Annotated in this window: 20 protein-coding genes; 5 read left to right on the top strand and 15 right to left on the bottom strand. The window is 68.6% G+C overall.

Features of this window, described 5'->3' with window-relative positions; translation table 11 throughout:
• Positions 1 to 22 precede the first annotated feature (22 nt).
• Both ACW170_RS15080 and ACW170_RS15085 read left to right on the top strand, forming a co-directional pair.
• A complete protein-coding gene (locus tag ACW170_RS15080) occupies positions 23 to 1,132 on the top strand; it encodes a glycosyltransferase family 4 protein (protein WP_492087442.1) in 1,110 nt (369 codons plus the stop codon).
• Positions 1,104 to 2,213, top strand: a complete 1,110-nt coding sequence (locus tag ACW170_RS15085) for a glycosyltransferase family 4 protein (protein WP_492087443.1) — start codon at positions 1,104 to 1,106, stop codon at positions 2,211 to 2,213. Before ACW170_RS15080 ends, ACW170_RS15085 begins: the two co-directional genes overlap by 29 nt.
• Here the strand turns inward: ACW170_RS15085 and ACW170_RS15090 are convergent.
• The 11 genes from ACW170_RS15090 to ACW170_RS15140 form a co-directional block, all read right to left on the bottom strand.
• Positions 2,138 to 3,358 (bottom strand): glycosyltransferase, encoded by a 1,221-nt coding sequence (locus ACW170_RS15090; RefSeq protein WP_492087444.1) that lies wholly within the window; start codon positions 3,356 to 3,358, stop codon positions 2,138 to 2,140. The genes ACW170_RS15085 and ACW170_RS15090 overlap by 76 nt on opposite strands.
• Positions 3,355 to 4,587 (bottom strand): O-antigen ligase family protein, encoded by a 1,233-nt coding sequence (locus ACW170_RS15095; protein WP_492089195.1) that lies wholly within the window; start codon positions 4,585 to 4,587, stop codon positions 3,355 to 3,357. The genes ACW170_RS15090 and ACW170_RS15095 overlap by 4 nt, the downstream gene beginning before the upstream one ends.
• On the bottom strand, positions 4,584 to 5,501 hold the full coding sequence (locus tag ACW170_RS15100; RefSeq protein ID WP_492087445.1) for a glycosyltransferase family 2 protein: 918 nt from the start codon (positions 5,499 to 5,501) through the stop codon (positions 4,584 to 4,586). The genes ACW170_RS15095 and ACW170_RS15100 overlap by 4 nt, the downstream gene beginning before the upstream one ends.
• Positions 5,498 to 6,646 (bottom strand): UDP-galactopyranose mutase, encoded by a 1,149-nt coding sequence (gene glf / locus ACW170_RS15105; protein ID WP_492087446.1) that lies wholly within the window; start codon positions 6,644 to 6,646, stop codon positions 5,498 to 5,500. Before glf ends, ACW170_RS15100 begins: the two co-directional genes overlap by 4 nt.
• Entirely contained in the window at positions 6,630 to 7,865 is a 1,236-nt protein-coding gene (locus ACW170_RS15110; RefSeq protein ID WP_492087447.1) for a lipopolysaccharide biosynthesis protein, read from the bottom strand. The genes glf and ACW170_RS15110 overlap by 17 nt, the downstream gene beginning before the upstream one ends.
• A 111-nt stretch (positions 7,866 to 7,976) precedes the next feature.
• Positions 7,977 to 8,435 (bottom strand): hypothetical protein, encoded by a 459-nt coding sequence (locus tag ACW170_RS15115; protein ID WP_492087448.1) that lies wholly within the window; start codon positions 8,433 to 8,435, stop codon positions 7,977 to 7,979.
• Positions 8,436 to 8,450: 15 nt separating this feature from the next.
• Positions 8,451 to 9,854, bottom strand: a complete 1,404-nt coding sequence (locus tag ACW170_RS15120; protein WP_492087449.1) for an MBOAT family O-acyltransferase — start codon at positions 9,852 to 9,854, stop codon at positions 8,451 to 8,453.
• On the bottom strand, positions 9,854 to 11,113 hold the full coding sequence (locus tag ACW170_RS15125) for a GDSL-type esterase/lipase family protein (protein WP_492087450.1): 1,260 nt from the start codon (positions 11,111 to 11,113) through the stop codon (positions 9,854 to 9,856). The genes ACW170_RS15120 and ACW170_RS15125 overlap by 1 nt, the downstream gene beginning before the upstream one ends.
• A gap of 2 nt (positions 11,114 to 11,115) precedes the next feature.
• The gene (locus tag ACW170_RS15130; RefSeq protein WP_492087451.1) at positions 11,116 to 12,000 is read right to left on the bottom strand and encodes an SGNH/GDSL hydrolase family protein; all 885 of its coding nucleotides are present in this window, start codon (positions 11,998 to 12,000) and stop codon (positions 11,116 to 11,118) included.
• A 100-nt stretch (positions 12,001 to 12,100) separates the two neighbouring features.
• Positions 12,101 to 12,514 carry a DUF2177 family protein gene (locus ACW170_RS15135; protein WP_492087452.1) on the bottom strand — a complete coding sequence of 138 codons (414 nt, stop codon included), beginning with the start codon at positions 12,512 to 12,514 and terminating at the stop codon, positions 12,101 to 12,103.
• Positions 12,515 to 12,524: 10 nt separating this feature from the next.
• On the bottom strand, positions 12,525 to 13,550 hold the full coding sequence (locus tag ACW170_RS15140) for an SAM-dependent methyltransferase (protein ID WP_492087453.1): 1,026 nt from the start codon (positions 13,548 to 13,550) through the stop codon (positions 12,525 to 12,527).
• A 236-nt stretch (positions 13,551 to 13,786) separates the two neighbouring features.
• Here ACW170_RS15140 and ACW170_RS15145 point away from each other — a divergent pair, with 236 nt between their 5' ends.
• The 3 genes from ACW170_RS15145 (at position 13,787) to ACW170_RS15155 (ending at position 16,265) form a co-directional block, all read left to right on the top strand.
• A complete protein-coding gene (locus ACW170_RS15145; protein ID WP_492087454.1) occupies positions 13,787 to 14,491 on the top strand; it encodes a CoA transferase subunit A in 705 nt (234 codons plus the stop codon).
• Positions 14,491 to 15,147 (top strand): 3-oxoacid CoA-transferase subunit B, encoded by a 657-nt coding sequence (locus tag ACW170_RS15150; RefSeq protein WP_492087455.1) that lies wholly within the window; start codon positions 14,491 to 14,493, stop codon positions 15,145 to 15,147. The genes ACW170_RS15145 and ACW170_RS15150 overlap by 1 nt, the downstream gene beginning before the upstream one ends.
• Positions 15,148 to 15,308: 161 nt before the next feature.
• Positions 15,309 to 16,265: a hypothetical protein gene (locus tag ACW170_RS15155; RefSeq protein WP_492087456.1), complete on the top strand. Its 957-nt coding sequence runs from the start codon at positions 15,309 to 15,311 to the stop codon at positions 16,263 to 16,265.
• Between the two features lie 4 nt (positions 16,266 to 16,269).
• Here ACW170_RS15155 and ACW170_RS15160 read toward each other — a convergent pair whose 3' ends face one another.
• From ACW170_RS15160 to ACW170_RS15175, 4 genes are read right to left on the bottom strand one after another with little or no spacing between them, the layout of a single operon-like run.
• Positions 16,270 to 16,920 (bottom strand): ABC-type transport auxiliary lipoprotein family protein, encoded by a 651-nt coding sequence (locus tag ACW170_RS15160; protein ID WP_492087457.1) that lies wholly within the window; start codon positions 16,918 to 16,920, stop codon positions 16,270 to 16,272.
• Positions 16,917 to 17,855 carry an MlaD family protein gene (locus ACW170_RS15165; RefSeq protein ID WP_492087458.1) on the bottom strand — a complete coding sequence of 313 codons (939 nt, stop codon included), beginning with the start codon at positions 17,853 to 17,855 and terminating at the stop codon, positions 16,917 to 16,919. Before ACW170_RS15165 ends, ACW170_RS15160 begins: the two co-directional genes overlap by 4 nt.
• Before the next feature lie 12 nt (positions 17,856 to 17,867).
• Complete coding sequence (locus tag ACW170_RS15170) at positions 17,868 to 18,671, bottom strand: ABC transporter ATP-binding protein (RefSeq protein ID WP_492087459.1); 804 nt, start codon at positions 18,669 to 18,671, stop codon at positions 17,868 to 17,870.
• A complete protein-coding gene (locus tag ACW170_RS15175) occupies positions 18,668 to 19,786 on the bottom strand; it encodes an MlaE family ABC transporter permease (protein WP_492087460.1) in 1,119 nt (372 codons plus the stop codon). Before ACW170_RS15175 ends, ACW170_RS15170 begins: the two co-directional genes overlap by 4 nt.
• Positions 19,787 to 20,014: the final 228 nt, after the last annotated feature.

Genomic DNA, 20,014 nt, shown 5'->3' on the forward strand with positions numbered 1-20,014 from the left:
TACGATCCGCGGGGGACGTGGGGTGCGCATACTGCTGGTGATCGAGCCGTCAGGCGGCGGCTCCGGGCGTCATGTCGTCGATCTCGCCCAGGGCCTGATCGACGATGGCCACACCGTCTCCCTGATCTATTCGCCCACCCGGGCTGAGCCGCGTTTCGAAGCCGAAGCGGCCGCCCTTCCCCTCCGACACCTCGAACGCCTGCCCCTGCGCCGCGCCGTCGGCCCTTGGGACATCGGCGCCCTGATCGGCCTGCGCCGTTTGATCGCGCGCCTGGGCCCATTCGAGATCATCCACGGCCACAGCGCCAAGGCCGGGGCCCTGGTTCGACTTGCGGCGCCCCTGTCCGCCGCCCGGATCTACACCCCCCACGCCCTGGCCACGCAGAGCCCGCTCAAGGTCGGCGCGACGCCCTACGGCCTGATCGAGACCCTGCTGGCGCGGCTGGCCAGCGAGGCTGTCATCGCCGTGTCGGACGAGGAGGCGCTTCACGCCGCCCGCCGGGGTTTCCCGATCGAACGTCTGCACACGATTCCCAACGGTGTGGCGGCTTGCCAAACCGCAGACCGTCTCGCCGCCCGCCGGATCATGGGCCTAGCCGAAGACGCCTGGGTCGTGGGTTTCGTCGGCCGGCTCTGTCCCCAGAAGGACCCGGTCCGTTTCGCCCAAGCGCTCTGCCTGGCCCAGGCGCGCGATCCCCGCATCATCGGCGCCATGATCGGCGAAGGCCCGCTGTCCAATGATGCTCGCGCCGCCGGAGGCGACGCGGTCCGGCTGTTGGGCGCCCTCGACGCCCGCCGCTTGATGGCCGGGTTCGATCTGTTCGCCATGACCAGCCGCTACGAAGGCTTCTCCTACGCCATGGTCGAGGCGGCGGCGGCCGGCCTGCCAGTTCTAACCACGGCCGTAGGCGGGGTCTCGACCGTGGCGCAGGCGGGCGCGCGCATCTCGTCCCTGCCCCTGTCCGCCACGGCCGGGCAATGGGCCGACGCCATTGTCGCGGCGTTCCAGCACCCGACCCCGCTCTCGGTCAAACCCGCCCTGCTCGAACGCTTCTCGGCCGCGCGCATGACCGCCGACACAATCGCCGTCTACCGGATGGCCCATGCGCGCCGCTGGGCCGCCCGTGGCTGAGCCGACCGTCTTCATCAACGGCCGGTTCCTGACCCAGTCGCTCAGCGGCGTCCAGCGCTATGCGCGCGAGATGGTCCGCGCCCTGGATCGAAGGCCCGGCGCAGGCGCCCGCTATGTGCTGCTGACGCCCCAAGGCGCCGACGCATCGGACCTGGACCTGCAATCCATCCCCGTTCGTCCCGTCAGGGGCGGGCGCGGTCACCTGTGGGAGCAGACCGCCCTGGCCTGGGCGGCGCGCCATGGACAGTTGCTGTCTCTAGGCGGCGCGGGCCCGATCCTTCATCCGCGCCAGCAGGTCGTCATCCACGACGCCGCCGTCTTCCGCCACCCGGGCCATTTCCGCCGGGGCTACGCCGCTTTTCATCGGGGGATGGGGCGCCTCCTCGCCCTCCGCGCCCGGCTGACGACCGTCTCGCAGTTTTCCCGCGACGAACTGGCGTCGGTGCTGAACAGGCCCGCATCCGCGATCACGGTCGTCCCGAACGGCGCGGACCATCTGGCGCGCTCCGCGCCCGACGACCGCGTCCGCTCAACGCTCGGCCTGTCCGGCCGCCCCTATTTCGTCGCCCTGGGCAATCTGGCCCCGAACAAGAATATCGCCGCCATGATCCGCGCCCTGCGCCGCCTGCCCGATCCAGCCCTGCGGCTGATCCTGATCGGCGCCGACGCTCCCGCCGTCTTTGACCGGTCCGCTCCCGCCTCCGATCCCCGCATCCTCTTCGCCGGCCGCCGCACCGACGCCGAAGTCGCAGTTCTGCTGCGCGGCGCCCGCGCCCTGATCTTCGCAAGCCTCTATGAAGGTTTCGGCATCCCCCCGCTGGAGGCCTTCGCCCAGGACTGCCCCGTCATCGCCTCCGACATTCCGGCAGTGCGCGAGGTCTGCGGCGACGCCCCCGACTATTTCGATCCGCACGACGATGCGGCCCTGGCCGACCGCATGGCCGCCCTGCTGCGCGCAGGCCCTACTCCGCAGCGTCTCGCACAGGGCCGCGCCCGTCTGGCCCGCTACACCTGGGACGGATCGGCGCGGCGACTCGAAACCCTGCTGGCCGAGGACCGCCCGGCCAACACCTCCAGATAGACGGCGAGATGGGCCTGAGCGACCGAAGCCTCGGTCCATACCGGCTTGAACAGGGGTCCAGGATTTCGCCAGAAGGAGGGATCTCGAATCACCGCCCGCATCGCCGCCGCCAAGGCCCCTGCGTCGCCGGCCTCGAGCAGCGTCACCCGTTCCCCGCCCGCCGCCGCTTCCGGCAGGCCGCCGATGCGTGAGGCGATCACGCCCCGCCCCCGCGTCAGGGCCTCGACCACCGTCCGCCCGAAAGGCTCGGCCCAGATGGCCGGCGCCACGACCACGTCTATGCTCCGATAAAGGACCCCGGCCTCCACCTGCCCCAGCCAGTCGATCCGGGGGTCGCGAAAAGCCCGACGCAGCCGGGTGACATAGGCCGCCTCCCCCCGCCCCGCGATCCTCAACCGCCAGTCGCCGTCCAAGTTCGTCGTCGCCTTCAGCAGGACCTCGATCCCCTTTTCCGGCTCGATCCGCCCGATGAAGCCGAAGCAGGCGCCGCCGTCGCGAACCGCCTCGAGGCCCCGCCTGACCGATCCGGCGGCATTGCCGATGACCGTCGCAGGCGTGTCGCGAAAACAGCCCGCCGCCCGATGCCGCTCCAGCACCGCCCGACTGACTCCCACCACATGATCCACGCCCGCCGTCGCCCGCCGCCGCGGCTCGCCCAGCAGCACGCAGTCCCCGCATCGCCGTTCGCAAAGCCTTCCCCGCCGAAACAGGGCGGCCCGACTGCACAGGGTCGAATAGTCCCTCAGGCTCTGCACCAGCGGCAGTCCCGCCCGCCGCGCCGCGCGATGCACCGCCCCCGCGAACCCGGTCGTCACATGGGCATGGATCAGGTCCGGCCGCTCGATCTGCGCCACCCGCGCCACCGCCCGGTCCATCAGCGGACTGACCGCCTCCAGCCCATGCCACAGGGCGCGTAGGACGCCCGCCCGTCGCCGCCCGCCATAGGGCCAATAGACATGTCGCAACGGCAGCCGATGGACCCGCGCCCCGTCGCGCGTTTCGACGTCCCCACCGGTCTCCACCAGCGTCGCCACCGACACCGTCACGCCGGCCGCGACCAGTCCCCGCGCCAGCTGTTCGACGCTGCGTTCCGCCCCGCCCACATCCTGCGGCGGGTACAGGCTGTTGACCAGCAACACTCTCATGGCGCGACCGGCCGGCGCCAGGCCAGGGCTGCGACCAGGCAGATCAGGAAGACGAACCCCGCCCCCTGAGCCAGATCCTCGCTGAACATCATCGTCAGCAGATAGACCGACAGGGGCGTATACGCGTCCAGCCGGGCCGCCGACCACAGGTGCAAGGCAAGTGCCACGACCGCCGCCAGAACCCCCACCGTACGCGCCATGAACAGATAGCCGTTGTGGCTGACGGTCAGCGCCCGAAACGTCCCCAGTTCATCCGCCGTCGACCAGCCGACGCCCAGAGGCCTATCCGCCACGAAATCCAGGGTGCGGGTCCAGGTCGCGATCCGCCCGCGCAGGTTCTCGTCGATCTGCTCCCGATCCAGACGCGCGGCCAACCGGCTGACATCCACCTCGACCCGCGTCACCTGGATAGCAACCAGACCACCGGCCAACAGGCAGACGGCCAGCAACAGCCCCAGCGGATTGCCCGTCTCTCGCCACCGCCGCCCCACGACGGCCCGCGCCAGCCAGGCCGCCGCCGCCGCGATGAGTCCGCCTCTCGACAAAGTGCACAGGAAACCGAGCGCCGCCGCGCCCGCAGCCGACAGCGCCACCGTCCGGCGCGACCACCGCCGGCTCAGCACATCAAAGGCCGCGGGCACGGCAAGGCCGATCATCCCCATGGCGGCGTTCGGATGTTCGGCCACGGTCGTGATCCGCACCTGGGCCACGACCGAGGTATAGGCCGCGCGCGGCGACGCCAGCCCCACGGCCTGAAGCCCGTCCCGCCCGAACAGCGACAACAGCCCATAGGTCGCCAGATGACAGACTGCGCCGCCCAGAACGGCGGCGAAGAACAGCCGACGCCGCGCCGCATCCTCGACGATCAGGACGACGACCGCCGGTGCGATCATCGCCGCCGCCAACCAGCGGAACCAGAAGGCGACGTCCGAGACGTTCAACGTCTGCCCGATACTGGACACCTGGATCAGCATCGTCGCCAGCAGCACAAAGCCCGCCGCCGGTCCCGCCGCCCGCGCCACCGGCCCCATCCACCGCCATTGAAGGACCGTCAGCGGCAGCGCCGCCGCCAGGGCCAGATCACCCAGACGCGGCGCGCTGACCCATCCCGGCACGAGAAACACCGGCAGGGTCACCCCCACGCCGAGCAGCACCAGCACCCACGCCTCATAGGCCGCCCGGACATCCGACAGGCGAACACCTCGCCACGGCGTCGTGCGCGGGATCATGACGCGCAATATTCGACCTCCGGATCGAACCGCGCGCCATCCAGAACTCCCGCGACAAGAACCCCCGCCTTGCGCCACTGCCCCTTCGCCGCCAGCCTCAGCGCGATCCGCCCCCGTGACGCCGCATAGCGCAGGGCCGACCCCATCCCCTCATGGCGGCGCTTGGCCAGGAGGACGTTGCGCGTCAGCAGCCGGTGCAGCCGCTCGCGGCGCGGGTCGGTCTCGGTCTCCAGGCTCAGCCCGCCCGGCGCGGCCCGGACATGTTCGACCCGACTGGTGCCGACCAGAAATCCCGGCCGCTCCGCCGACAGCCGCAGCGTATATTCGGTGTCGTCGCCCCAGATGAACATGGGCGCCAGCGGCAGCCCGCATCTCTGCACCGTCGACCGTGCGACCAGCAGGGACACGAAGGTCGCCTGCCGCACCGGCGCCAGCCCACGCTCGAGCCGCTCGCCCCAGGCCGCATAGCCCAGGGCGTTGGTCCGCAGATCGATCTCGGCTGTATTGGTCAGCAGCCCCTCAGGCGTCCGCACGGTCGAACACAGGAAGGCCGGCTCCACCCCCTCCCCCGCCAGTTCGGCCTCGGCCTGCAAAAGCAGCTCCAAGGCGTCGGGCGCCGGCAGGACGTCGTCGTCCATCAGCCATAGCCGCGTCGCCCCGACCTCCATCGCCGCTCGTATTCCGGCGTTGAAGCCGCCCGCCCCACCCGTATTGACCGACAGCCTCAGCCGGTCGATCCGACCCGCCCAGACCTGATCCAGCCATTCCGCCGTGCCGTCGTCGCTGGCGTTGTCCACCACCAGAATCCGGTCGCAGGGCCGCGTCTGGGCGGCCAAATGGTCCAGGCACCGCTCCAGCAGATCCCGCCGGTTCCAGGTCACCACCACGGCCCAGACCCTCGAGGCCGCGCTCACGCCGCCGCCTTCAGGATCGCCGGCGCCAGGGCCTTCTCGACCAGGCTCAGCCCCCGTCCCGCCGCCTGATCCATATTGTAGTAGCGGTAGTCGGCCAGTCGCCCGGCGAACCAGACCCGTCCCTCCAGCGCCCGCGCCATGGCCCGGTACAGATCCGCCAGCGCCTGCGAGGCCTCGGTCGGGATCGGATAGAAGGGCTCGGTCAGCCCCGGCTCATGCGGGATCGGATATTCGGTCAGCAGACAGGTGGTCTCGCCCCGCTCGCCGGTCAGGTGGCGAAAATCGGTGACGCGGGTGAAGTCGAACTCGTTGGGATAGTTGACCGTCCCGACCGGCAGCCCGTCCTCCGCCCCCACGACCTGGTGTTCGAACCTCAGGCTCCGATACGGCAGCGCCCCGGCCACCCGGCCGAAATAGTCGTCCAGCGCCCCGCAATAGACCATCCGGTCGAACCGCCCCGGCGCGACCTGCGCCAGATCGGTGTTCAGGGAGACATGGATGTTCGGGTGATCCAGCATCCGCTGGAACAGGGCCGCGTAGCCGTCGCGCGGCATGGCCTGATAGCGGTCGGTGAAATACCGGTCGTCGCGGCTGACCGCCACCGGCACCCGGGCCGTGACGGACGGGTCCAGCGCCTCGGGCTCCATGCCCCACTGTTTGCGACTGTATTGGGCGAAGACCTTGTCGAAGACATAGTCGCCCAGGAACCGCAGATCCGCATCCTCCCCCGCCTGCCGCAGATCCGCGATAGTCGGCCGCGCCCCGAAGCCGAAGGCGCCGATCAGCCGTTCCGACAGCCGTTCCGCCATCCCCGCCGGAAACAGCATCCGCATCGAATCCAGGTTGAACGGGATCGGGACCAGTTGTCCGTCCACATGCCCCCGCACCCGATGGAAATAGGGCCGCCATTCGGTGAACTGGCCCAGATGATCGAAGATGCGCCGGCTGTTGGTGTGAAAGATGTGCGGCCCATAGGGATGGACCGTCCGCCCGCCCTCGTCGCGCCGGTCATGGGCGTTGCCGCCGACATGGTCGCGCCGGTCGATGACCAGCACCGTCTGATCCAGCCCGCGCGCGAGCCGCTCGGCCACCGTCGCCCCGGTGAAGCCCGCCCCGACGATCAGCCAGTCATACCGCCGGGACATGACGCCCCCGCACCGTCGTGAACAGCGCCCGCCAGTGGGGCCGCAGACAGGCCAGGCAGGTCAGCACCACCACCGCCTCCCCGATCAGCCGCGCCCAAGCCATGCCCTCCGCGCCCCCTGCCGGCGCCAGCGCGGCCGCCGGTCCCAGGGTGGCGACGCAGCCCACCCCCACCATCAGCGCGAACCGCCCATCCATCCGCAGCGCCGTCATCAGTTGCAGCCCCAACACCTGGCTGGCCGCCACCAGCGGCAGGACGAAGGCCAAGGTCCTCAACACCCCGACCGCGTCCTCGAACCCTTCCCCGACCAACAGCCCCACCACCACCGGCGCCGCCAGCCACAGCCCCGCCGCCACGCCCAGAAACAGCCCCGGCGTGACGATCAGGCTCCACCGCGCGGTGCGAAAGGCGGCCGGCGCATCCTCGGCCAACAGGCCGGCGATCCGGGGCCCCACCAGTCCCGCCAAGGGCCGCATCAGCGAACTGGCCGCCACCGCGACCTTGTCCGCCACGGCGTAGATAGCCGCCTGCCCCGGTCCCGCCAGGGCCGCCACGACAAATCCCACCGCGCCGGTATAGGCGACCACCCCCGCCCGACTGGCGAACAGGGCGCCGCCCTCGACCAGTCCGCGTCGGACAAACCCCCGCCCCGGTCGTTCCAGCCGCAACCGGCGCAGCATCAGCCCCGCCCCGACGCCGACGCCCAGCCAAAGACCCGCCGCCTGCACGGCGAGGGCCCCGGCCACGCCCAGCCCCGGCGAAAGCACCACTACGACCGCCGCCGCCAGCGTCCCCCCGACCTCGGCCAAGGCCGCCGGCGCCGGGTCGCGCAGCCCCTGAAACACCCAGACAAGGCTCGCCCCCTGCCCGACGCCCAGAGCGATCCCTGCGCCGACGACCGCCCAGGCGTCGTCCAGCACCGGATTGATCCACCCCAGCCAAAGCCCCAGGACCACGGCCGGCAGAACCAGCACCGCCCGCAGCGCGAGCGCCCGTCCGATGATCGCCCCCGCCGCCTGTCTCGCCGCCGCGATATCGCGCGGCCCCGATAGCGACGCACCGTAATCAACGACCACCGCCGTCATGGCTGCCAGCGAGACCGCCGCCACATACAGGCCGAACCCCTCGACCCCGAACCGGCGTGTCAGCACCGGATAGAGCAGCAGGGGCGCCAGGAACCGCAGGCCGTGTGCTCCATAGACCAGCCCGGCGTCGATCACGCCCCTGGCCGACAACAATGACCGCCCGCCCCCGTCCAATATCGCCCCCGCGACAGCAACCTGTGCGAGCAGCTAATACACTTTGAAGTCAGAACCACAAGCCGTAGGGGCTCAGGCCGGCTCTTCCTCGCGCCCGTCGAACCGCACCGCCTGAAGCTCGCGCCACGCTTGGCGCATCCCTTCCACCGGCAGGTTCGCTCCCAGCAGGTTCAACTGCTCCACCCAGACCGTGGCCAGTCGATCAACCGTTGACTGACCCCAACCCGGCGGCTGCTGGCGCGCCCAGTTCTGCACCGACCCTGCGTTGAAGATCATCAGGAAGGCGCAGACGACGAACAGGGTCTGGCTGGTCCACCGCCGCGCCCGCGACGCCTCGCCCTCCTCATCCAGAGCCGGCGCAGGCGGAAAGGCGAACCGGCCGAGCGCCACCAGTGCGTTCTCCCCCGTCGGCAGATCGTGGGCGTTCGCCGTATCGATCCAGTCGCTGGGCGGGTCCAGCGGCGGGAACGGCGACACTGGCGGCTGCGCCTGTGTCGGGAAGGGATCGACCGGGTCCTTGGGATCGCTCATCGTCGGATCAACGCCTCAGAACTGGAAATAAATGAAGGGCGCCACGCCCTCGGGCCGCATCGCCTCGATCAGCAATATCGCCGCCCCGATCAGCACCCCCAGGGTCGGCGACGGCGCCGTTTTCAGCCGCTCCGCCAGCCCCTCGACCGCGCGCGGCGGCAGCCCATGCATGGCCAGCCCGCCGACGATCAGCGCCAGCACGAAGGGCGTCACCAGGCTGAACGTCTCGAACCGCCCCAGCCCGACCAGCATCTGCATCGCCAGGTCAAAGGTCTCGGCCCGGAACAGGACCCATCCCAGGCAGACGACATGGAAGGTGATCAGAATCCCCAGCCAGGTCGGGATGACCTTGCGGTCCTTCACCACCGCCCGGCCCAGCCGTTCCACCACCTGCGCCCCGCCGTGCAGCGCGCCCCAGGCCACGAAGGTCCAGGCCGCCCCGTGCCACAGCCCGCCCAGCAGCATGGTGATCATCACATTGAGGCACGACGACCACAGCCCCTTCCGTCCCCCGCCCAACGGCACATACAGATAGTCGCGCAGCCAGCTGGACAGGCTGATATGCCACCGCCGCCAGAAGGCCTGCATCGAGGCCGCCCGATACGGCTGGTCGAAGTTGCGCGGGAAGGAATAGCCCAGCAGGGCCGCAATCCCGATGGCCATGTCGGAATAGGCCGAGAAGTCGCAATAGATCTGAACCGCATAGGCATAGACCGCCGCCGCTATGTCGATCGCCCCATAGGCCGAGGGATCGAAGAAGACCGGATCCACCAGCCGCGTCGCCAGCTCGGACGCGATCACCGTCTTCTTGAACAGGCCCCAGACGATCAGCAGCAGCCCATGGGTCGCCATCTCGCGCGTCAGCCTGGGCACCCGCGCGAACTGCGGCAACAGGTCCGACGCCCTCACGATGGGCCCCGCCACCAGGTGCGGGAAGAAGCTCATCAGCAGCATGACGTCCAGCAGGCTCTCGGCCGGCGCGGTCTTGCCGCGATAGACGTCGACCACATAGCTGATGCCCTGGAAGGTGAAGAAGCTGATCCCCACCGGCAGCACCACCTGCAACAGGGGCAGGTCCCGCTCCCAACCGAATTGGGCAAGCAGATCAACAGCCTGCTCGACGAAGAAGCCGTAATACTTGAAGAAGCCCAGGATGATCAGATTGGCCGCCACGCCCAGGCCGACCCACAGTTTGCGCCGCTTCTCCCGGTCGCTGCGCACGATCAAGGCCGCCACGCCCCAGTTCAGCACGGCCGAGGCGATCAGCAGGCCCACAAACCGCCAGTCCCACTGGGCGTAGAAGAACCAGCTGGCCAGCAGCAGGAACAGTTTGCGCCGCCCGTTCTCGCGATCCAGGCTCCAGCTGACCAGATAGACGAACAGGAAGAAGACCGCGAAGGCCAGGGTCGGAAACAGCATCAGTCCGCCTCCCCCTTCGCCGCCGCCCAACGGTCATAGGCCCCCATCAGATCGTCGCTCAGCACCCCGCCGATCCACTCCGCCCCTTGGGAGGTGAAATGCACCCGGTCGGGCCGCATATAGGGGTCAGGGCTAGTCGCCAGCCGCTCCGCCGAACAGTCGCCCCCCATCCGTCCCTGCCAATCCCAGAAGGCGACGCCCGCCTCGCCCGCGACCCGGCGCTGCACATCCCGCACCACCGCCAGCGACGCCGGGGCCGCGCGTGATCCGTCCGCCCCGCATCCGCCCGCCTGCCCCGACTTCAATCCATCCGGCGCGCCCAGAACCAGCAGCGACGCGCCCGGCGCCAGACCGCGCAGCCGGTCGATCTGCCCCCGCAACAGGGCGGCGTAGGCGCCGGCGTCCACCCCGCCCTCAAATCCATCATTGACGCCATAGGCCAGAACGATCAGCGACGGCCGCCACGCCGCCAACTCCACCGCTACGACCGCCTGATCCAGCCCCGCTAGATCCCGCAACGTCGCGCCGATCACCCCCAGGTTGGACACCACCACGCCCGGCCCCCGCCGATCGATCCGCACATCGTGCAGGGGCACACCCCCCTGCGGACGCAGCGTCACCGTCTGCGTCGGCGCCGCCAACCGCCAGGTGCCGCACAGCGGTCCACCCTCGGGCGTCCGGAAATCCGCCTCCAGCGTCTCTTTCGGCGTCGTCAGCATCAGCCGGCCCGCCTCGGGTCCGCCGTCCCCACACAGGCCGACCTGGTCGAACGCCGCGCCCGGCTCGGCGGTCAGGGTCAGGGCCGACCCTTCTCCCGCCTCGGACCGGGCTCCGGTCAATCCGGCGCGCAGGGTCGGCGCACCGTCCGGCCCGGTCAGGGGCGCGACAGAGATCGGCCAGTCGCTCGCCGTCACCTCGACCTGCATCGGCCCATAACCGGCATAGGGCACGCCTGGCGGCAGCACCCCGCGCCCGGCGGCTCCGAACCGCGCCTGCAACCGCGCCCGCAGAGCGCCCGTGATCCGGTCCCCCGCCGTATGACTGTCGCCGATCTGGACGATATGAACCGGCCGTTCGCCCTCTCCCGCTTCGGTCGCCGCTAAGGCCTCGAACACGCTCTCCAGCGCCTCGACGCCGCAGACGCCCTCGGGACAGACCGACGCCCCCGGCGCCGGCGCGGGCAAGGGGGCATACGGGACCTCGGTCCCGCTCTGCATCCCCAGCATCAGCAACGCCGCCCCCACGGCCCCCAGGCTCATGGTCAGCCGGTCGTCTGCGGTTGAGCCGCCGCCGCATCCAGGCCCGCGTCGCGCTTCAGCCGCTCCGCCACCGGCGCGCCGATGCGGCGATAGCCGGCCATGGTCATGTGAATTCCGTCATTGGCCCGCATCAGCTGCGGCCGCCCGCTGGCGCCGGGCAGATAGGCCGCGTACTCGCCCGCCGTATCGGCGGTGACGCCGGTCGTCTCGATCAGGGGCACGTCCAGCGCCGTCATCCGCTCGCGCACCACGGCGTTGATGACCGTCATCTTGGCGTCGAAGCCGGTCCGCTTCATCTTGGGCAGACCGACCCAATAGACGGCGACGTCATTGGCCCGCAGCAGGCCGACCAGATCGTCGATCCGCTTCCCATAGGCCGCCTTCCAGCCGGGTGTGCCGAAATCATGGATCACCCCGTCCAGGCTGATGCCCTGGGCGTCATTGGTCCCGAACATCACAACCGCCGCATCGACCGGCGTCTCGCTCAACTGCCGCGCCGTCTTGGCCTGGATGTCCACATAGTCATAGCGCGACAGGCCGGTGGAGACCGCGCTGAACTGGGTCACAGCGACCCCCTTCTCGCCATGCAGGTCACGGTACAGGGCGGCCCACAGACCGTCCGCCATCGAATCGCCGAACACCCCGATTCTCAGCTCGCCTCGCGCCGCGCGCGCCTTCAGCGGCGTAACCATTGCCTTCGCGACCGGGGCGGGCGTCAGGCTCTCGACCGGAGCGATCAGCGTCGGCGGACTGGCCGAGGCGTTGGCCGAACCGCCCAGAATCAGGGTCGGATGGCGCAGCCAGTCACGCCCGTCCGGCGTCAGCATCAGGCCGATCACGACCCCGACGACCAAGGCCGCCGTCAATCCGTTGATGCCTGCGCGCAAGACCGCCCCCATCGAAAACAGGGTTAGCTATAGCTTAACGACCCCGGCCTGCGCCATGCCGGTCCCGTGTCAGGCGAAAGACAGCCCGACGACAGCGACCTCAACCAAAACGCCCCTCGGCCCAGCGGGCTGCGAAATAGCCGCCGGTCGCCGACACTGTGGTCAGCACCGTCCCCCAGATCAGATCGACGACAGTCAACTTGGTCTGCCAAATCTCCAGCGTCGCTTGGTTGGTCAGGTCGTATGTGGCGTAGGCGACGAAGCCCAGCGCCGCCCCATTGATCGCCGCACGCGTCCAGCTTCCATCCTTCAGGGCCGGGGCGATGGCCAGGAAGACCGTCCCGGCGATGGAGATCAGATAGAACAGAATCGCCGCCCTCATGTCCGGCTTGTCCGCCAGGATCGGCCCCAGCACCGGCTTGTAGAACCGATTGGTCATGGTGGTCAGCCAGACGGCATCGATCACCGCGAAGGTGATCCCGGCTCCCAGATAGGCGAAGACATATTTGATCACGACAGACTCCTCAGGCGGGTTTCAGGCGATAATGGCTGACCGCCCAGGTGCGGCCTTCGTCGTTGCCGAACAGACCGGCGGTCGCCAGGTAGAAGCGCCGCCAGCGCCGGGTCCACAGCTTGGCGTCCGCCCCATAGGTCTCGCGCATCAGCAGCGCGATCCGGGGCGCATTGCGATCCATATTGGTCAGCCAGTCATTAGCGGTGCGCGCGTAATGGCCGCCGTTCCAGGTCCATTCCTGCGCGACCGCGAACAGGTCGGGGAACTGCCGGATCAGTCCGTGGCTGGGCATGATCCCGCCGGTGAAGAAATGCTGGGCGATGAAGTCGCCGCTGTCGGTGTGGTCGAACCGATAGGGGGCGTCGCGGTGGGTGAAGACATGGATGAACAGCCGCCCCTCCGGCTTAAGCCAGGACCGGGCCTTGGTCAGCAGGGCGCGCCAGTTGGCCATATGCTCGAACATCTCGACTGAGACGATCCGGTCGAACCTCTGGTCGGTGTCGAACAGGTTCATGTCCTGGGTCACGACCGTCAGATTGCTCAGCCCCCGCGCCCTGGCCTGGGCCTCGATATGGCCCCGCTGGCCGTGGCTGTTCGACACCGCCGTGATCCGCGCCCGGGGATAGGTCTCGGCCATCCACAGAGACAGCGAGCCCCAGCCGCAGCCCATTTCCAGAATGGTCTGACCGTCCGCCAGATCGGCATGGGCGCAGGTCTCCAGCAGGGCCGCGACCTCAGCCTGGTCCAGCGTCTCCGTTCCCGTCGGATAGAGGCAGCAGGAGTATTTCAACCGCTCGCCCAGGCACAGGCGGAAGAACTCGGGCGGCAGTTCGTAATGCTGCCGGTTCGCCACATCCGCATGTTCGGCGATGGCCCGCTCGGCCATCTCCCGCGCAAACGCCGCCTGATCGTGGGGACCGTCGCGGTCCAGCCGCTTGCGCGCCTCCGTGACCAGGCTGTCGATCGCCGGGCGGGTCACGAAGTCGGGAAAGGGCGCATCCTGCAACTGGCGAATGGCGACATTGGTCAGGCTCATGGGGCGTCCGTGGTCAGGCTTGTTCTCTCAATACGCCCGACCATCATTTACGGATGCACGCACTTCCGTCCCGGATTCGCACGTCGGAAAATACACGAAAAGAGACTCAAAAATTATCGAGTGGATTCCGTGTAAAATGCAGCGCCTCCCCCGCCTCCCGACTTGCCCCCCGCCCCCCTCCGCGTTACGCGTGGTCAAACGCGCCGATATTCATCAGGCAGTGAAAAGGGAGAGCGATGGGTAAGATCTACGCTGACGTCACATCCGCGCTGGAGGGCCTGACCTTCGACGGCATGACCGTCATGTCCGGCGGCTTCGGCCTGTGCGGCATCCCCGAAAACCTGATCGCCGCCCTGCGCGACAGCGGCGTCAAGGGCCTGACGGTCATCTCCAACAACGCCGGAGTCGACGGCTTCGGGCTGGGCCAGCTGCTCGCCACCCGCCAGATCGCCAAGATGATCTCGTCCTATGTCGGCGAGAACAAGGAGTTCGAGCGCCAGTACCTGGCCGGCGAGCTGGAGCTGGAGTTCAACCCCCAGGGCACCCTGGCCGAGCGCATCCGCGCCGGCGGCGCCGGCATTCCCGCCTTCTTCACCGCCACCGGCGTCGGCACCCTGGTCGCCGAGGGCAAGGAGGTCCGCAACTTCAACGGCCGCGACTACGTCATGGAGACCGGCCTGATCGCCGACCTGTCCATCGTCAAGGCCTGGAAGGCCGACGAACGGGGCAACCTCGTCTTCCGCAAGACCGCCCGCAACTTCAACCCGATGATGGCCACCGCCGGCAAGGTCACGGTCGTCGAGGTCGAGGAGATCGTCCCCGTCGGCTCGCTCGACCCCGACCACATCCACACGCCGGGCGTCTACGTCGACCGCCTGGTCCAGACCGTGTCCGAGAAGCGCATCGAACAGCGCACCGTCCGCAGCCGGGAGACCGCATAATGCCCCGTAGTCGCGAACAACTGGCCGAACGCGCCGCTCAAGAGCTGCAGGACGGCTTCTATGTGAACCTCGGCATCGGCATCCCGACCCTGGTCGCCAACTACATCCCCGCCGGCATGACCGTGACCCTCCAGTCCGAGAACGGGATGCTGGGCATGGGCCCCTTCCCCTATGAGGGCGACGAGGATCCCGACCTGATCAACGCCGGCAAACAGACGATCACCGAGATCCCCGAGTCGTCCTATTTCAGCAGCGCCGACAGCTTCGCCATGATCCGCGGCGGCCATATCAACCTGTCGATCCTGGGCGCGATGGAGGTGGCCCAGAACGGCGACATCGCCAACTGGATGATCCCAGGCAAGCTGGTGAAGGGCATGGGCGGCGCGATGGATCTGGTCGCGGGCGTCAAACGCGTGGTCGTGGTCATGGAGCACGCCAACAAGCATGGCCAGTCCAAGGTCTTGAAATCCTGCACCCTTCCCCTGACGGGCACGAGCGTGGTCAGCCGCATCATCACCGACCTGGCCACCTTCGACGTCAAACCGGACGGGTCGGGCCTTGAACTGATCGAACTCGCCGACGGCGTCACCCTGGACGAGGTGGCCGCCAAGACCGAGGCCGCCTACACGGTTTCGCAGGGACTGAAGGCGGCCTGATCTTCGGCCGTTCCGGGGTCGCCCAATCGAACCTTGTTGGGCGATGACGCGCCCGCTAGTGTCGATGACCCGCAGGTCCTTCGTGACCTCCGGGTGCGACCCCGGGTGCCCGCTCCCGGCACTCGACGCCTCCAGGGGCGAGAACAGGCGACCTTCGTCCCATGGCGACTTCGCTCCAGGCTCGGCCCGCAGAGACCAACGGCGACGCCTCGCCGGAAGCCCCGCTCGATCTCGGCGCCCGTCTGATGGCGCGCCAGCCCGGCGACCGCCGCTTCGGCGCCCCGATCCACGCCTGGTATCCCGTGCGCGCCGCACGGACCCGGACCGCCACGTGGGCTCAGCTTCACGGCGAATGGATCGACCTGCCGGCCCAGGTCGCCCCGGACGCCGTCCAGACGACGGCCTGCGGCGGCTGGCGACTGATCAACCGCCTGGGGCTGATCTGGGCCTGCCCCGCCGGCTCCATCGCCCCCCCAGACCTGCCTCCGCCGCCCGAGGCGCCCCTGGCCCTGATCGCCTACTCCAAGGCTCCCGCGCGCGCCGACTACGACCAGGCGGTCCTGGGTCTGCTGGACCCGGCCCATGTGCCGATGATCCATAACGCCTGGTGGTGGCGCAGCCAGGCGCGACGCACCAAGACCAAGAGCTACAGCCCCTCGCCCTTCGGCTTCACCGCCGTCGCGGCCGATGCCTTCGCCTCCACCCCCGCCTATGATCTGGTGTCCGAGGACCGCAAGGTCAGTATCGAGTTCCGCCTGCCGTCGATCCGGCTGGAGCGCGTCACCGCGCGCGGGTTCGAACTGATCAACCTGACCACCGTCACCCCCCAGGCGGAAGGCGACGTCGTGATCCGCAACCTGATCCTCTGCTCGGTCGCCGCCCTGCGGTTCGGCAGCCCGCTGCTGTCGGCCTGGGGTCGGACCTTCCTGCGTCAGGACGTGGCCATACTGGAGCGGCTCGAAGGCCGCAGCCCGCATCTGCCGCTGGTCTTCGCCGGCGACCCGGATCGCCCGTCCGCCTTCTACTTCGCCTCAAAGGCCGCCCTGCTCCGCGCCCAACGCGACGACGCCCCCTACAGGAACCCGGTCGAAGCCGAGTCCCTTCAGTGGGTCACCTGAACCCTCACTTCGCCGACTGAATGGTCCAGTCGGCGATCTGGGTGTTGATGTCGCGCGTCGCCGTATCGAACGCGGCGACGATGGCCGAGACCCGGTTTTCGCTCGCCGGCTGGGTCACCGTAAACACCCGTTCGACCGATCGCGCCTGTTCGGGGCGAATGGCCGCCTCTCCTCCGGCGCGACGCTCGGGCGTTGATCGCAACTGGGCGCGGGCGGTGATCACCACATCCGGCGTCGCCCCCGGCGCGGCATAGCGCGCCTCGAACGTCGTCACCGACACCTGAAGCACCAGCGGCGGCGTGCCGGGCTCGCGCCGGCCTAGGACGCGGATCTGGTCCGCACGATTGGCGAAGGCCGCCTTCAGGCTGTCGTCGAACAATGTCGAGGCCGGCGAAACCCAGCGCGCGCCGCCGATATAGGCGGTCTCGGTCCCGGTCACGCCCAGGATCCGGTCGTCGCCGGTCGCTTCCGGGAACTCGATCCGGCGGATCGACACCGACAACGGCGCGGGCGTGTCGCCCTCGGCCGAGGGCGCGTCCAGCGGCAGGCCGAACCGGTAGTTCTGCACCGGATCCGGCGTGGACAGCAGCGAACAGCCGCCAAGCGACACGACGACGCCGGCGATGGCGCCCAGTTGAACCAGGGAACGGATCACGGCTGCACCTCCAACTCTTTCGATTGCGGTTTCCCGATGAAGTCGCGCGGGCTGGCGCGGACGTCGTCGATCAGGCCCTGTAGAGAGCGCGTCGCCTCCTGCAGTTCCTCAATGGTGCCGCTCAGTTGCGGCAGGCTGGAGGTCGCGAAGTCGCCCAGCGGCTTCTCCAATCCGTTGATCGAGCGGTTGGCCGAGGCGATAGCCGTGCGGGCCTCTGCCGTCGCCTGATTGATGTTGGCGATGGCTTCACGGCCGTCGGTATTGACGACCACGCGCATGTCGGCCGCAAGCCCCTGATACTCAAGAATGGTGGCGTTGGCGTTCTTCACCGCTGCTTCCAGCTCGGCGAAGATGGCCTTGCGGGCCTCCAGCTCGGTCGTCAGAGCCTCGACGTTCTTCACGCTGGTCGAGAAGCTGCGGATGTTATCGTCGGACATGACCCGGTTGATCCGGTTCAGCGCATCCACCGTTTGGGCCAGCACCGTGCCCGACCCGCTCAGCAGTTCGGCGATCGGCGACGGCTGGCTTTGCAGCACCGGCACCACATTGTCCGGATACTGGTCCTTCAACAGGGCGCTGTTGGGCGAGCCGGCGGTGATCTGGATATAGTTCAGGCCCGTGATGCCCTGCGGCTCCAGCTGGGCGCGCGAGGTCACGCGGACGGGCGTCGTGCCGTCCACCCGCACCCGGGCGATGACCTGGTCGCCGCGCTGGGTGTCGATGTTCAGGTCGGTCACCTCGCCGACGCGGATGCCGTTGAAATGCACCTCGCCGCCTTCCGACAGTCCGTTGACCGGCCCGTAGAAGACGATGTCGTACAGGTCATAGTCGCTGTTGAACTGTAACCGGGCCAGCCAGATCGTGAACACCGCCAGGGCCGCCAGCAAGGCGACGGTGGCGATGCCGACGGCGGCGTAATGTGCGTCTCTTTCCATACCTGGCTCTCCTCAAGCCGCCTTGGTTGCCGCGCGACCGCGCGGCCCCAGGAAGTATTCCTTGATCCACGGATGATCGGAGCGTTCCAGTTCCTGCACCGTGGCTTTTTCGACGACCCGCTTGTCCGCCAGCACCGCTACCTTGTCACAGATGGCGTACAGGCTATCGAGGTCGTGTGTGATCATGAAGACGGACAGACCCAGATCGTCCGACAACTGGCGGATCAACTCGTCGAAGGCTGCGGCGCCAATCGGGTCCAGCCCTGCCGTCGGTTCGTCCAGAAACACCAGTTCGGGGTCCAACGCCAAGGCCCGCGCCAGGCCAGCCCGCTTCTTCATCCCGCCCGACAGTTCGGCGGGCTTCAGGTGATGGTGCTCGGGCTTCAGACCGACCATGGCGATCTTCAGCTCGGCCAGTTCATACATGACCGACTTCGGCAGCTTGGTGTGTTCCACCAGCGGCGAGGCCACATTCTCGAGCACGGTCAGCGATGAGAACAGCGCCCCCTGCTGAAACAGGATGCCCGTCCTCTGTTCGATATCCGCCGCCTCGTCGCCGGTCAGGGTGGCCCGGTCATAGCCCAGCACCTTCACCGCCCCTCCCTCGGGCTCCTTCAGGCCGATGATGGTGTTCAACAGCACCGTCTTGCCCGCGCCCGACCCGCCGACCACGCCCATGACCTCGCCCCTCTTGAGGTCGATATCCAGGTTCTCGTGGATGGTCCGTTCGCCGAACTGGCTCAACAGGCCGCGCACCTCGATCAGGTTCTCGACCTTGTCTTCCGGCGCGGCGGCCGACATCGTCGCGTCGGTCATATGTCCAGCTCCAGGAAGACCAGGGCGAAGACGGCGTCCAGCAGGATGATGGCGAAGATCGCTTGCACCACCGCCGCGGTCACCCGCCGCCCCAGGCTTTCCACATCGCCCGCCACCGACATGCCCTGACGGCAGCCGATGGCCGCGATCACCAGGGCGAACACCGGCGCCTTCACCAGCCCCACCATCATGTGCTGCGCCATGGTTCCATCCTCGACCAGCCGCTGGAAGAAGAAGGCCGGCCCCAGGTTCAGCGAGGTCCAGCAGACGATCAGCCCGCCCATCAGCCCGCCGATCATCCCCATGAAGGTCAGCAGCGGCAGCATCAACACCAGGGCCGCCAGACGCGGCACCACCAGCGCCTGGAACGGATTGACGCCCATCACCTGCATGGCGTCCACCTCCTGGTTCATCCGCATCGAGCCGATCTCGGCCGCGAAGGCAGAGGCCGACCGCCCAGCCAGCAGGACCGAGGCGATCACCACCGCGAACTCGCGGAACATGGCCACGCCGATCAGCTGCACCGCGAACACCTGGGCGCCGAAGTCGGTCAGCAGGTCCACCCCAATGAAGGCCACCACTGCACCGATGAAGAAGTTCGTCACCATCACGATCGGAATGGCGTCCAGCCCGGCCCGCTCGCCCTGGCTGACCCAGGCCGGCCAACGGATGCCGCCGGGATGTTTGGCTGCCTCGACCACGGCCTCCATCAGGCGTCCCAGGAAAGCCAGGGACAGCATCGCCTCTGCCCCGAAATCATAAACCCCGCGCCCAATCTTTGCGAAGCTTCGGGTAAAGGCGTCCGGCTGCTTGGGCGGAGGCGAACTCTTGCGCTCCAGCGTCTCGATCATCGTGTAGATGCGGCCGGCCTCGGGCCGATCCGTCCACGCCGACTTGGGCAGGCCGCAATGCGACGCTTGCACCAGGGCCAGTGCGCCGGCCGTGTCGAACCGGCCCAGGTCGCGGGTGTCTACGCTCGCGATCTTGCGGCCGTCCAAATCCTTGTCCAGTCGCTGAGGCAGCCTCCCCAGGGCGGTCGTCGTCCAGTCGCCGACAAGACGCAGCTTCGCCGCGCCGTCGCCTGCGTCCGTGATTTCGTAGTCGGTCTGGCTCATCACGCCCCGGAAGTCAGAACGGGCATCGGACGATCCCAACCCACGCAAGGAACAGCCGAAATCCTGATCCGCCTAATGGTCAAGGCTCCAGTTGAAGTCAACGTGCGATGACATTTGTTCGGCGCTTTCCTTTCGCACTGTGTCGAACCTGCGCGCCTCATCTGATCTCCCCTAACCGCCACGCTGGCGACCTATGCAAACGCCGCCGACCGTCTTTCGTTCGAGCCT

It is taken from the genome of Brevundimonas sp. FV2ps16, from assembly GCF_058681075.1.

Excerpts from the sequence above, each read along its gene's own strand:
- ACW170_RS15085 (WP_492087443.1), top strand. The coding sequence starts at position 1,104 with ATGCGCGCCGCTGGGCCGCCCGTGGCTGAGCCGACCGTCTTCATCAAC.
- ACW170_RS15090 (WP_492087444.1), bottom strand. The coding sequence starts at position 3,358 with ATGAGAGTGTTGCTGGTCAACAGCCTGTACCCGCCGCAGGATGTGGGC.
- ACW170_RS15095 (WP_492089195.1), bottom strand. The coding sequence starts at position 4,587 with ATGATCCCGCGCACGACGCCGTGGCGAGGTGTTCGCCTGTCGGATGTC.
- glf (WP_492087446.1), bottom strand. The coding sequence starts at position 6,646 with ATGTCCCGGCGGTATGACTGGCTGATCGTCGGGGCGGGCTTCACCGGG.
- ACW170_RS15115 (WP_492087448.1), bottom strand. The coding sequence starts at position 8,435 with ATGAGCGATCCCAAGGACCCGGTCGATCCCTTCCCGACACAGGCGCAG.
- ACW170_RS15120 (WP_492087449.1), bottom strand. The coding sequence starts at position 9,854 with ATGCTGTTTCCGACCCTGGCCTTCGCGGTCTTCTTCCTGTTCGTCTAT.
- ACW170_RS15125 (WP_492087450.1), bottom strand. The coding sequence starts at position 11,113 with ATGAGCCTGGGGGCCGTGGGGGCGGCGTTGCTGATGCTGGGGATGCAG.
- ACW170_RS15140 (WP_492087453.1), bottom strand. The coding sequence starts at position 13,550 with ATGAGCCTGACCAATGTCGCCATTCGCCAGTTGCAGGATGCGCCCTTT.
- ACW170_RS15145 (WP_492087454.1), top strand. The coding sequence starts at position 13,787 with ATGGGTAAGATCTACGCTGACGTCACATCCGCGCTGGAGGGCCTGACC.
- ACW170_RS15150 (WP_492087455.1), top strand. The coding sequence starts at position 14,491 with ATGCCCCGTAGTCGCGAACAACTGGCCGAACGCGCCGCTCAAGAGCTG.
- ACW170_RS15155 (WP_492087456.1), top strand. The coding sequence starts at position 15,309 with ATGGCGACTTCGCTCCAGGCTCGGCCCGCAGAGACCAACGGCGACGCC.
- ACW170_RS15165 (WP_492087458.1), bottom strand. The coding sequence starts at position 17,855 with ATGGAAAGAGACGCACATTACGCCGCCGTCGGCATCGCCACCGTCGCC.
- ACW170_RS15170 (WP_492087459.1), bottom strand. The coding sequence starts at position 18,671 with ATGACCGACGCGACGATGTCGGCCGCCGCGCCGGAAGACAAGGTCGAG.
- ACW170_RS15175 (WP_492087460.1), bottom strand. The coding sequence starts at position 19,786 with ATGAGCCAGACCGACTACGAAATCACGGACGCAGGCGACGGCGCGGCG.